This is a genomic window from Parapedobacter sp., assembly GCF_053550995.1.
Genome location: NZ_JBMQOC010000111.1, coordinates 25579 through 37199, shown reverse-complemented (window position 1 = coordinate 37199; position 11621 = coordinate 25579). Strand labels below are relative to the sequence as shown.

Sequence of the window (11621 nt, the reverse complement as noted above, 5' to 3'; positions counted from 1 at the left end):
CGAGACACTCCAGAAAAGCAACTTGGCTACTCTACGGGTGGGGAGCCTTGTCAATCTCGAGCGCTGTACCAGAGTTGGCGACCGGCTCGATGGCCATATTGTGCAGGGGCATGTTGACCAGACCGCGCAATGTGTTTCGATCGCCGACCAGCAAGGCAGCTGGCGTTATACTTTCCAGTTCGATCGTTCAAAGGGAAACATCACGGTGGAAAAAGGGTCTATAACCGTCAATGGCATCAGCCTAACGGTTGTAGATTCGCAAGCCGATCTGTTTTCCGTAGCCATCATACCCTATACCCTCGAACACACCAACCTCAATCAGGTGAGCGTTGGTGATACGGTAAACCTCGAATTCGATATTATTGGCAAATACGTCGCGCGCATCATGGAACTCAGGAAGTAACGTGTGATTCTTCGCCGAATCCCCCATCCGTACCGGGCGTATGGACGATACGCATCTCCTGCTGCGGATAGGGAATGGTGATATTATTGGCATCTAGTGCTAGCTTGATGCGTTCAAAATTTTCGTAATACGCTTCCCAAAACTGATCTTTCGGTGCCCACGCCCAGATTACCAGATTAACTGCACTGTCGGCCAATTCCGAAACACGTATTTCGGGCTTCGGCGTGTTCATGATGCGATAATCGTCTATCAGCACCTTGAGGATCACATCACGCGCTTCTTTGATGTTGGATTCATAAGCAATACGAATCTTATATTCAAGCCTTCGTTTGGTGATACTGGAGTAGTTCGTAATAACCGAATTGGCCAGTGGCCCGTTAGGTGCAAATATGGCAATCCCGTTTGCATTGCGCATGGTGGTATAAAGGATATCGATTTTTTCGACCGTCCCTTCCGCACCCGAGGCGCTGTTCACATAATCGCCCACGCGAAAAGGCCGAAACAACAAAATCAATACGCCACCCGCAAAATTGGAGAGACTGCCCTGTAATGCTAAACCAATGGAGAGGCTTGCTGCACCGAGCACCGCCACAAACGACGTGGTTTGGATACCGACCATCGATGCCACGCTGAGGATAAGCATGGTGTACAAGATGAACTTCACGATGCTCGCCACAAAATCGCGCAAAGACAGGTCAACATTGCGTCGCTCAAATCGCTTGCGCATGATACGCAACATCAGCCGGATAAGCCAACTGCCAGCAATCAATATCAATATGCCCAACACGATGCTGGGCACGCGCGATAAGATGGCTTCAATAATGTGGTCCAATGCCAGCTCTATTTTTTCCATAGGACGTAAAGTTAGTGAATATTGTATATTTGCGCGTACCCCGCTTATTTTTTTGCTTGGGCGCACCGCAATGAATTGGAAATCCGCTATCGACGACTTCAAAAACTACCTACAGTTGGAGCGGGCTATGGCGGCAAATACCGTGGAAGCATACCTTAATGACGTTATTAAACTCCAGTATTTTGCTGATCCACAAGGCATCCTCCCCAAGGAAATCACGTCTAAACATGTGCAGGATTTTTTGACGTGGATACATGGTTTGGGGCTGTCTGCCACAAGCCAAGCGCGCGTCCTCTCGGGCATTAAAACGTTCTACCTTTTTATGAGTCTGGAGCATGACCTACTCCAAAATCCCACGGCGCTCATTGAGACACCTCGCCGGGCACGGAAAATACCGGATGTGCTGAACATATGCGAAATCGAACAGCTTATCGACGCGGTTGACCTATCTACCCCTGAGGGCATGCGCAACAAAACCATATTGGAAGTGCTCTACGGTTGCGGTCTGCGTGTGAGCGAATTGGTTGGTCTCAAAATATCCAACCTTTTCCTGGACGTGGAGTTCATCAAGGTGGAAGGCAAGGGAAGTAAGGAACGGCTTATCCCCATCGGAAGCCAGGCCATCAAATTCCTACGCATCTATCTCAATGAAGTGCGCGTGCACCAGAAAATCAAACTGGGAAACGAGGATTTTGTATTCCTCAACCGGCGGGGTGCTCCCCTCACACGGGTGATGGTCTTTATCATTATCCGTGACTTAGCAACCAAAATCGGCCTTAAAAAGAAAATCAGCCCCCATACCTTCCGCCACTCATTCGCCAGCCACTTGGTCGAGGGGGGTGCCGACCTACGGGCCGTGCAAGACATGCTGGGCCACGAAAGCATCACTACTACCGAGATATATACCCATGTGGACCGCGAATATCTCCATTCCGTCATTACGCAATACCACCCCAGGTCATAAAAAAAACCGCTACAGAAAATTTCCTGCAGCGGCTGAAAACCATATTGTTACTGTCTAATGGCCAGAATCGGCGTCAGCTTCCGCCGTGATTTCCAAGTGCGATTCGACTTCCGCTATTTGGCCCGCTTGATCGGTTACCGTGAGATGCAAGTGGTACTCCCCTTCCGTGGCTTCTGCCGGCACATCGATGTGCTCATGGAAATCGGCATTCTTCAACCCTTCATAGCCCTCGGTAAAGACCTGCTCAAATGTCCAACCATCGCCGCTTTCGGGGTGGATTCCCAACGTGATGTTGGCGATGCCCCCGGGGGCCAAAATAGGTGCGTCTATATGAAGGTCGCCGCCCGGACGGACCATCCCGTTATTGTCTCGGCCCACTTCCAATGACTCGATCTGCGGTTCGTCAACTACCGGAGCTTCGTCTTTGTCGCATGCCACCCATGTAAAAAGAGTCAAACCAACTAGGATATATTTTGCGAATTTATTTTGCTTGTTCATGATGATAATATTCAATAGTTAATGATATTGTTCGTTAAAAATTATTCGATTTTGATGCTTAATCCGCGTAGAGTCTGCCACCCTTCCCGGTCGGTTACCCGAATCAGGAAATGGTAATCGCCGGGGTCGACATTGGCAGGGACAGCAATCTCGATCTGGGCTTCGTACGTTTCCGGCGCGCCGGGGATATCGAACGATTCGATGTATGTGAACGGGTTTTCCGGTTCCTTGACCTTGCCCATATCACATGCTTCAACTTCCGTACTGTGGCTGTGGTGGTCGAAATTGTCGTGTACATCCAAGCTGAAAGAACCCAATGCCACGTTATCGCTGAACCTTGCCCGGAACACCAATGTCTCGCCACGCATAATGGTACCGCACTGTTGGGGGAAAGCGGCGGTGAAGTTACCATCGATGACCGGGTATTCCGTGTCGACTGTCTCCGCATCCTTGCTGCATGACAGTGCCAATGAAATGATTCCAAAGGCAATGATTGTCCGTATACGCTGTAGTTTCTCCATCATATTCATATTATTCAATCGTTTTGTTTACTGATTACCGGAATCCGCACAGAAAGGACGATATTCCTGCCCATTTCCGGAAGTTCGATTAAGCGGTAAAAGCTAGTATGATCCATATATTTGGTATCTAATAGGTTCTGTACCTGCAAGTTCAGCTGTACGGGGATCCCCCCCAACATAGCCGTGCCGCCAACCCGCAGTGCCATTACACCATACCCCGGGGTTTTCTTTTCCGGCGGCACAATGCGATCCTGCGCAGCCACCAGACGGTAGTCGAGCCCCACAAAGGGACTACCGGTACGGCGAGGTGACCACGAAAGGCCCATCACCAGAGATGGCGGCGGCGCGAAAGGCAGTGAAAACCCCTTTTTCGCACCAGAAAGCTGCTGTGAAAACAGGTATTCCCCCAACACTTCCGCCTTCAGCACGCCCACCTTACGCGATACCTGTACCTCTCCCCCGTATCGCATCACCCTGCTTTCGGCATATTCGAACACCTGGTTGCCTGCCCCATAGAAATGGTCGAACGCTGCCGTTGGATTCAGGTAAATGTAATTGGGGAAGTAATTATAGAAAGGGCTTACGTGGATATACCATCCATCGGCCTCCCATTCCGCAGACACATCGGCCTGATACGATTGCTCCGCCGAAAGCGTCGGATTACCACGCTCATAGCTAAAATAATGGTAATTCACACCATTGGCCGACAGTTCCTTGGCAATGGGCATACGGAAGCTTTTGCCGATATTAGCTTTCAACGAGAGGTGGTCAAACGGTTCGTAATTCAGCCCGGCAGACCACACGAAGCTGCTGAAACGTCGACGCAGGTTGGCCGCGCGAACAAGATACTCATGCCCGCCCCCCGGCACGTTGGATGGGAACCAATCGCGGTATTCGTGCATGTTTAGGTCGCCGTGGTCGAAACGCAGGGCGCCATGCAACAGCACCCGATTGGTTAGCCGATAACGGTCGTACACGAATACACCCACCGTCGATTGCTCAAACGACGGCACGAGGAAGGTCCACCCGCCAATGCCATTCCGTTGATGTTCCCCATTTAAGCCTACCGTCAACTGGTGCCTGCCCCATTCCACATGGTCCTTCACGTTCAACGAATACACCCGCTTATCGAATTCGCGCTCCAACGTGGCTGGAAAGCCCAATGTATCGGGCAGTACGGACGGCATGTAACCGTGGTTTACATACGGGCTGTGTTCCTGCCTGAAATTGCGTTGGAACCCCAGTTCGGCCTCGATGTGGTGTTCCCCCAAATGGATGGCGTTCCTGCTGATGGCTTTGAAGTGGTTGACCTGTTGGCTGGGCAACAGGATGTCCCGTGCCGATCGGTCGTGTAGCTCCGTATCTACCAGCCGCGGCTCAAGGCCGTGGGCATTGGCAAAAAAACCAGCCTTGTGAAAAGTATTGCTGACATATAGGATGGAGTTGAAGCGACCGCCCAAATAACCAGTGGTCAGATGCGCATCCATTTCGCGGCCGGTGGTATTACGGAGGTGTCCGGCCGATAACGGTACCGCGTAATCATAGACGAATACGGTATCGGTAGGAACACGGTAGTCACCGTAACGGATGTAGGTAAAGCGCGAATCGGCAAACCACTTGTCGCCCCGCCCGCCGGCACGCACCGATGTGCCGTAGCTGCGGTTGTTGCTTCTCCCTACCAAATCTGCCAATACCACCCGTGTATGTGGGGCGGGCAGTGCTTCGGGTTTTACATCGATGGCCCCGCCGATGGCGTCCGACCCATATACGAACGAGGCGGCGCCCTTGATCAGCTCCACTTCACCGGCGGCAAACTGGTCCAGTTCGAGGCCATGATCACTTCCCCACTGTTGGCCCTCGTGCTTGATTCCCCTGTCGACTACCACGACTCGGTTAAAACCCAGTCCTCTGATGAGGGGCTTGGATTGACCCGAGCCAATGCCGATGGTCTGCACGCCGGGCAGCCTCTCGAGTGTTTTCATAAGGCTGCCACCTAAGTGACGGTAAACGAAATCCTTGCCAACCACCTCCAAGTTAAGCGACTCCTCCCGTTTTCTGCGCGCTACATGGTTGTCTACCACAAGCACTTCGTCGAGCACACGCACGTCATCTTCCAGCACAACGGCAAGGCCGTCCATATCGCCCCTTAGGGCAACCGTCGTTTGCCAATCTGCATAGCCCCGGCCGTGAACAAGTAGCCGATAGCTACCACCTGCCAACCCAGCAAAGGAAAACTTTCCGGTCGTATCGGTATGCACTGGCAGTATCGGCAGCCCCGCCCGCTTTCCGGCAAACTGCAACCCAACCCGTGCTTTGGCAATGGGGTTACCAACGGCATCGGTAACCTGGCCGCTCAGCCGGAAATCCTGCCCATGGACGAGCATTACGGCAAATAGTCCAATAAGTGTAATAATGATTAACTTCATCGAATGCACAGATTGCATTGATTGAAATAACTAAAATGTCTGGATGCCGGGCCAACAACGTTCAAACCCGGTTTTTCAATAAGAAATTAGGCAGAAAAGGATGGCGGGCCTCGGGTCGTATGCCCCGTTGCCAAGCCTTTGCAAAGCGCTTTGGGCGTCGGTTGGCCAAAGGTAGTCAAGAAGGGTGTTACCGGTGCGCGAAAAGAAAACGACGGCGCCGGCGGTGCTTCCCGTAGCGTAAACTGGGCATATAACGCACAGAAATTACAATCTGATGCACCATCTGTCCCCGCTGTTTCGCCGTGCCGCTCATCACAACCACTTGTGTGCCGAGCATGGGTGTGCATGGCAGAAACCAGTGGGATACTGACCACCGTAACGACTACACTCAAGGTAATCGCACACAACACCCATCGGGAAATATGAAAACAACGCCCCATAAAACTTGCAGCAAAGTTGCATTAATAAATTAACTTCACCAAAAATCACGGTTGATTTTTTTACGGGGCAGATCGGTGCCGACTTATTCTTGCTGCCGGCGGGCTTTATCCAATCGGATCATGGCACCGAAATCGAGGCCGAGAATCATGGCCTCTACGGTCATTGCAATGCGTTTGGTACGTGTCGGTTCAGTCTTTGCGTCCGTGATGTATTTGATGAAATAATTCCGGTGTGATTTGGCCAAGGCCATAAATTTACCCATCAAATCCTCTTCTTCATCCAAGAGACAAATTTCCAGATCTTCGGGCATGGTTATCCTAAAACCCTTGTCTTCCTCCAAAGCAAGGGCCAGTACATCCCCGATGCTTTTCTTCAGCTCCCGGCGCATAGCGCCATTGATCGCCAGATAATAATCACCTCCACCCATAGGCATCAACGCTAAGCCCGCAAATGAGCAATTATCGATTTGCCCACGCACGCGGTAAACCTGCTTGTAGCCGGGCTTTATATGGTTGGCAATGACTTGGGGCACTTCCACATAGGCCCAGCCGGCCATGGCAGCTCCCTGGTTTTCTGCTCTCCGAATCTCGGCTTGGAAAGTGACCATGTGCTTTATCGATTAGGTGAAATCAAGGGAAAATACCATATAGTTAGGGGGCAGTCCGTGTAACGTTACCGGCTTCTCAAACAGGCCGAACACACTTGACCCACTGCCACTCATGGCGGCAAACACGGCCCCTTTCTCGTATAAAAATGTCTTCAACGCGGCAATTTCCGGATACCGGATAAAAATACCAACCTCAAAATCGTTGACGATGCTATCGCGCCATGTTTCCACCGGCGCCCTAATTGCGGTCGCCAACTGCCGGTCCGCCGGGTGGGGCGTTACCATGCTATAGGCCGCTGCGGTAGAAATATGTATATCAGGTTTAATCAATACGATATGGTATAAAGAAAGGTCCACGGACACATCCTCGAGGACATCCCCGACACCGGAAGCGAGTGCCGGTACGTTGCGGATAAAAAAGGCACAATCGGCACCCAACTGCCGGGCATATCCCATCAATTGCGTTTCATCGAGCCCCAGTTCGAACTGCTCGTTGGCGAGCTTTAACAGGAAGGCTGCGTCAGCAGATCCACCGCCGAGGCCTGCACCCATGGGAATGACTTTGTGTAGATAGATATGAACGGGCGGTAAACCATGTGTTTTTTGGAGCAGCCGATAGGCGTGCATGCACAGGTTATCGTCGCCATTGCCGGGAATAGGCACACCAGACGAAATGAACCGCATGTCACTGCCTTCGACCATTTCCAATGCATCGTGCAGTTTGATAGGGTAAAAAACGGTTTCCAGGTTATGGTAACCATCTGACCGGCGGTTGAGCACCTGCAACCCGATATTTATCTTGGCGTTGGGAAACGTGATCATATAACTTACGCACAAACTTAGATAAGTTGCGCTGCATATGCAAGAAATCGAACACTCGGTAAACAATACACGAGACGCATTGTTACTTTTGCAACTAGATTCATAGATATATGCGCATCCATTCACATATAATCCTCGCGGGTTTAATCGCGTTGGCCGCCTGCCAGCGCTTTAATCGCAATGAAAAAAGCACAATTTCCGAAGTGCAAAAATACTGTTTCCTCCGATTGGAAGGGACACAGCTACAAGATTCGTCCTATATCCAATTGACAATGCGAAATGAAATGGTCAGCGGGACCTACCAGGTGGTGCCGCATGAAAAAGACGCTCGACGCGGTACCGTAACGGGAAAACAGGTAGATGGTATCTTTGATTTGGTGTGGACGTTCTCGCAAGAGGGCAGACAAGATAGCCTACGGGTCGTATTCAAGCTGCAGGAAGGAAAATTACTGCGGAAACCCCTCACTGTTGATACGCTGACGGGGCGGCAGATGACCTTGGACACCAGTAACTTTTCGGAAGTATATGAACCGGTGGATTGCGCATCTATGACCGCAGCAGGCTATGCTGGCTCGCAGTGAAAATATCGCGCCACACACGGTTGATTTCGGACGAAGCATCTGCACCCGCCATCCCTACGTGTGGAAATAAAGCGACAACCTGTTTACGGGACACCTTGACCAGCTCGCGGCTCCACCTGCTAACCGGCTCGAATGTCTCCGCGGTACATTCACCTACACGCAACAATTCATTCCACGAATAATCGAGTACCCTATAAAAGGATTCACGGGCCTCCTTCAGTTGCGATTCTGCAGCCTGCACCGACTTTCGTAATCCGGCAACATCCAATTCTGCGGCACATTCCAAAAAATGCCTCGCCATACCCAGGGTGTTTACGGCCAACGTGGCTTCGGCAAACGGCAGGAATGGATATCGATAGATGGGATGGTGCCATGTGGCTGCGTCTGGCGTTATTAAAAATGCCTGCGAGCGATCGACCGTCAGGTTGTCAACTTCAAACGAATGGCTGGCAGTGGCCTTGAGGCCGAAAGCATTCCAATCGCTGATTATCCGCACATCGGCTTTGGGGAAGAAAAAAGAATGGATAACGGGATTGCCGTTGCTATCCAAAAATTTCCGTCCATCTTGTTCGAGGGTACAATTCGCGGTGAAATGCGTCAGGTGCGGTGCACCGGTTGCATAACGCCACCGGCCCGACACACGGTACCTGTCACCATCAATCACCGCCTTCCCCGTGGCCTGACCACTCCCTCCCAAGCAGACCTTAGGATCGGCAAAGACTGACCCCGTCACTGAACGGTCCATATAGCCGACGAATAAGTTAGCACCGGCGCACAGTGTTACCGTCCACCCTAAGCTTCCATCAATCCGGGCCAATTCCTCCTCCAGCCGCACACCTTCAGGCACTGACCACTCCAATCCGCCAAGGCTATTAGGGACAAAGAGTTTAAACCAGCGGAAGTCATAAATGATAGCCAGTTGGTCTGCCGTAAGACTACCTTCGTTTTCTGCCAAGGCCGAAAACTGGCGAAGCCGTTCTGCCAAACCGGCCGAAACCCCTTGTATGTTGTAATTCTCCAATTTGTGACTTATGTTTTGAGGATGGCTTCCACATGGTGTTGGCGCCGGATGATACGTTTCCAATCGATATACCCAAAAATAGCAACAATAAAAAGGAACAATGTCAACAGCGCGTAGAGATGTAAACCCTTATAAGCCAATAGCGGAATGGCAAACGCGTTGCTGATATTCAGCCATACCCAGTTTTCGATCTTGCGCTGGGCCAATAGCCACATTCCTGCCCATGCCGTGGCACTTACCCAAGCATCCCATACCGGTACGGTTGAATCGGTAAAATGGAGCAACGCGAAATACAATAAGGGAAAGCCGATAGCGACAATCAGCAGGGTGGTATACCAATCAGACCGTTTCGAATAAGCCGCTACCACCTGGGGTTGGCCGCTTCCCGCTACCCAATGTGCCCACCCATAGATGCTCATCACCAAATAATAGCCGTTTAATAAGATTTCAGCGTAGAGCCCGGCTTCATACAACACATAAATAGTAACCAATATACTGGCGATGCCGAAGGGATAAAGCAATACTTTGTTTGATTTAGCGAGCAGCACCTGGACGACCCCGCAAACTACGCCGACCCAATGGAGCAATGGCGTTTCCTTAAGTTGCCCTGCCAATTCGTGGAACCAGTTCGCGACGTCTGCCACACCTAAACAGTTTCGAACGTGTGTTCAAGTTTCAGTATCGCAGCCGAACGCTCACGCGTTTCCCGGCACAGCTGTGCATCTTCCGCAATGGATTGGCTGAACGAGGGGATCATCTCGCGCAGCTTACTCAGGTACTGGGCGGTTTTGGCCCGCTCCGGGAAACACCTAGCCAGGAGGTCGACCATGATTGAAACCGACGTGGAAGCACCCGGCGATGCACCTAGGAGTGCCGATATCGTCCCGTCGGCACTGCTAACCACTTCCGTGCCGAACTCCAATATGCCACCCTGCTCTTCATCTTTCTTAATGACCTGCACCCGTTGGCCGGCAATTTCCAGTTCCCAATCTTCCTTACGTGCCGTGGGTACGTATGCTTTCAGCGCAGCCAGCCGGTCGTCGGGGCTTTGCCTTACTTGGTTGATCAGGTATTTAGTAAGTGGGATGTTGTCCATCCCAGCGGCCAGCATTGGCCGGATATTATTCAGTTTGATGGAAGCAGGAAGGTCGAGCCAAGAGCCGTTTTTGAGGAACTTGGTTGAGAAGCCAGCGTACGGCCCGAACAGCAACGCGGTTTTTCCGTCGATAACCCGCGTATCCAGATGGGGCACCGACATGGGCGGCGAACCCACGGCTGCTTTACCATATACCTTGGCGTGGTGTTTCGCAATGACTTCGGGATTCGTACACTTCAGCCACTGGCCACTTACGGGGAATCCCCCGAAGCCGTCGGCTTCTGGTATACCCGATTTTTCGAGCAGTAGCAGTGAACCGCCGCCGGCACCGATAAACACGAATTTAGCCACCACGGTTTTCTTCTTATCGGTGGTGAGGTTCTTCACGGTAATTTCCCAGCGGCCATCGTCGGCCCGTTCGATATCGCGCACCTCATGGGCTAACCGCAGTTTTACGCCTTCCTGCTGTATCAAATGAAGGAACAACGCACGCGTCAATGCCCCGAAGTTAACGTCGGTACCGATATCGATGCGCGTGGCCGCCAATCGTTCCCCGGGCTTGCGTCCTTCCATGATCAGCGGCACCCAGTCATGGAGCACGCCGTGGTCCTCGGTATAATTCATGCCATGGAACAGATGATGTTCACGCATGGTCTCGTATCGCTTGCGGAGGAAAGCTACATTTTCGTCGCCAAATACGAAGCTCATGTGGGGGATACTCCTGATGAAGCGCTCGGGATGGTCGATGATGCCATGGGCGACCAAATACGACCAGAATTCTTTTGAACGCTCAAACGCCTCAGCGATTTTGATGGCTTTACTAATATCCACGGACCCATCCGCCCGTTGCGGCGTATAGTTCAGTTCGCAAAGTGCCGAGTGTCCCGTTCCCGCATTATTCCAAGCGTCTGAACTTTCAGCCGCCACTTCGTCCAAACGCTCGTATACCGCGATGCTCGCACGGGGGTGTAGCTCGTTGATCAACGTACCCAATGTAGCACTCATGATGCCCGCACCGATAAGAACAACATCCACCTCTTCGGCGGTTTTTTTCTTTTTCTTCGCCATTATATTACAATTGCCACAAAATTACGGACAGAAATTAAGATATTCTTCATTTAAACACGATTAATTGCAAAACACAAACAATAGACATAGACGGTGCATTTCTCAGCCTAAATCACAAACCACTCATTAATAATACGTTCCATCTCACCTCCATAATAAAATCAAAAAAAACTTGCTAAAACGATTTTTGTTTGTAACTTAGCCGTCACAAACCAAGTACATATTAGAATTAACCACTGGCTAACGAACCATAACGGTCAAAAATTAACTTATTAAAATAAAACCAAAAGATTATGAAAATCGTATTTACATTCATCACT

At 51.1% G+C, this 11621-nt stretch carries 13 protein-coding genes; 3 read left to right on the top strand and 10 right to left on the bottom strand.

Features of this window, described 5'->3' with window-relative positions:
* Nucleotides 1–403, top strand: a 403-nt coding sequence (locus ACO1NT_RS14870; RefSeq protein ID WP_449049524.1) for a riboflavin synthase, incomplete at its 5' end; no start/stop codon positions are given.
* Here ACO1NT_RS14870 and ACO1NT_RS14865 read toward each other — a convergent pair.
* Nucleotides 393–1256: a mechanosensitive ion channel family protein gene (locus tag ACO1NT_RS14865; protein WP_449049523.1), complete on the bottom strand. Its 864-nt coding sequence runs from the start codon at nt 1254–1256 to the stop codon at nt 393–395. The two genes, ACO1NT_RS14870 and ACO1NT_RS14865, sit on opposite strands and share 11 nt — an antisense overlap.
* A 70-nt stretch (nt 1257–1326) precedes the next feature.
* On the opposite strand from ACO1NT_RS14865, the gene xerD reads away from it, so the two are divergent.
* Nucleotides 1327–2220, top strand: coding sequence for a site-specific tyrosine recombinase XerD (xerD, locus tag ACO1NT_RS14860; RefSeq protein ID WP_449049521.1), 894 nt, complete (start codon nt 1327–1329; stop codon nt 2218–2220).
* A gap of 54 nt (nt 2221–2274) precedes the next feature.
* On the opposite strand, the gene ACO1NT_RS14855 is transcribed toward xerD, so the two are convergent.
* The 6 genes from ACO1NT_RS14855 to ispE all read right to left on the bottom strand — a co-directional run bounded on the left by ACO1NT_RS14855 (nt 2275) and on the right by ispE (nt 7535).
* Nucleotides 2275–2718, bottom strand: coding sequence for a DUF4625 domain-containing protein (locus ACO1NT_RS14855; protein WP_449049520.1), 444 nt, complete (start codon nt 2716–2718; stop codon nt 2275–2277).
* Nucleotides 2719–2759: 41 nt separating this feature from the next.
* Nucleotides 2760–3242, bottom strand: a complete 483-nt coding sequence (locus ACO1NT_RS14850) for a DUF4625 domain-containing protein (protein ID WP_449049519.1) — start codon at nt 3240–3242, stop codon at nt 2760–2762.
* Nucleotides 3243–3253: 11 nt separating this feature from the next.
* Complete coding sequence (locus tag ACO1NT_RS14845; RefSeq protein ID WP_449049518.1) at nt 3254–5665, bottom strand: TonB-dependent receptor; 2412 nt, start codon at nt 5663–5665, stop codon at nt 3254–3256.
* An 86-nt stretch (nt 5666–5751) separates the two neighbouring features.
* Entirely contained in the window at nt 5752–6057 is a 306-nt protein-coding gene (locus tag ACO1NT_RS14840; RefSeq protein WP_449049517.1) for a hypothetical protein, read from the bottom strand.
* A gap of 131 nt (nt 6058–6188) precedes the next feature.
* The gene (locus tag ACO1NT_RS14835; protein WP_449049516.1) at nt 6189–6713 is read right to left on the bottom strand and encodes a YdeI/OmpD-associated family protein; all 525 of its coding nucleotides are present in this window, start codon (nt 6711–6713) and stop codon (nt 6189–6191) included.
* 12 nt (nt 6714–6725) lie between these two features.
* Nucleotides 6726–7535 carry a 4-(cytidine 5'-diphospho)-2-C-methyl-D-erythritol kinase gene (ispE, locus tag ACO1NT_RS14830; protein WP_449049515.1) on the bottom strand — a complete coding sequence of 270 codons (810 nt, stop codon included), beginning with the start codon at nt 7533–7535 and terminating at the stop codon, nt 6726–6728.
* 272 nt (nt 7536–7807) lie between these two features.
* On the opposite strand from ispE, the gene ACO1NT_RS14825 reads away from it, so the two are divergent.
* The gene (locus ACO1NT_RS14825) at nt 7808–8116 is read left to right on the top strand and encodes a hypothetical protein (protein ID WP_449049514.1); all 309 of its coding nucleotides are present in this window, start codon (nt 7808–7810) and stop codon (nt 8114–8116) included.
* Here the strand turns inward: ACO1NT_RS14825 and ACO1NT_RS14820 are convergent.
* From ACO1NT_RS14820 to ACO1NT_RS14810, 3 genes are read right to left on the bottom strand one after another with little or no spacing between them, the layout of a single operon-like run.
* Complete coding sequence (locus ACO1NT_RS14820) at nt 8082–9137, bottom strand: acyl-CoA dehydrogenase (protein WP_449049513.1); 1056 nt, start codon at nt 9135–9137, stop codon at nt 8082–8084. The genes ACO1NT_RS14825 and ACO1NT_RS14820 overlap by 35 nt on opposite strands.
* An 8-nt stretch (nt 9138–9145) precedes the next feature.
* Nucleotides 9146–9781: a nicotinamide riboside transporter PnuC gene (gene pnuC / locus ACO1NT_RS14815; protein WP_449049512.1), complete on the bottom strand. Its 636-nt coding sequence runs from the start codon at nt 9779–9781 to the stop codon at nt 9146–9148.
* A gap of 2 nt (nt 9782–9783) precedes the next feature.
* The gene (locus ACO1NT_RS14810; RefSeq protein ID WP_449049510.1) at nt 9784–11301 is read right to left on the bottom strand and encodes a malate:quinone oxidoreductase; all 1518 of its coding nucleotides are present in this window, start codon (nt 11299–11301) and stop codon (nt 9784–9786) included.
* Nucleotides 11302–11621: the final 320 nt, after the last annotated feature.

Excerpts from the sequence above, each read along its gene's own strand:
- ACO1NT_RS14865 (WP_449049523.1), bottom strand. The coding sequence starts at position 1,256 with ATGGAAAAAATAGAGCTGGCATTGGACCACATTATTGAAGCCATCTTA.
- xerD (WP_449049521.1), top strand. The coding sequence starts at position 1,327 with ATGAATTGGAAATCCGCTATCGACGACTTCAAAAACTACCTACAGTTG.
- ACO1NT_RS14855 (WP_449049520.1), bottom strand. The coding sequence starts at position 2,718 with ATGAACAAGCAAAATAAATTCGCAAAATATATCCTAGTTGGTTTGACT.
- ACO1NT_RS14850 (WP_449049519.1), bottom strand. The coding sequence starts at position 3,242 with ATGATGGAGAAACTACAGCGTATACGGACAATCATTGCCTTTGGAATC.
- ACO1NT_RS14845 (WP_449049518.1), bottom strand. The coding sequence starts at position 5,665 with ATGAAGTTAATCATTATTACACTTATTGGACTATTTGCCGTAATGCTC.
- ACO1NT_RS14835 (WP_449049516.1), bottom strand. The coding sequence starts at position 6,713 with ATGGTCACTTTCCAAGCCGAGATTCGGAGAGCAGAAAACCAGGGAGCT.
- ispE (WP_449049515.1), bottom strand. The coding sequence starts at position 7,535 with ATGATCACGTTTCCCAACGCCAAGATAAATATCGGGTTGCAGGTGCTC.
- ACO1NT_RS14825 (WP_449049514.1), top strand. The coding sequence starts at position 7,808 with ATGCGAAATGAAATGGTCAGCGGGACCTACCAGGTGGTGCCGCATGAA.
- ACO1NT_RS14810 (WP_449049510.1), bottom strand. The coding sequence starts at position 11,301 with ATGGCGAAGAAAAAGAAAAAAACCGCCGAAGAGGTGGATGTTGTTCTT.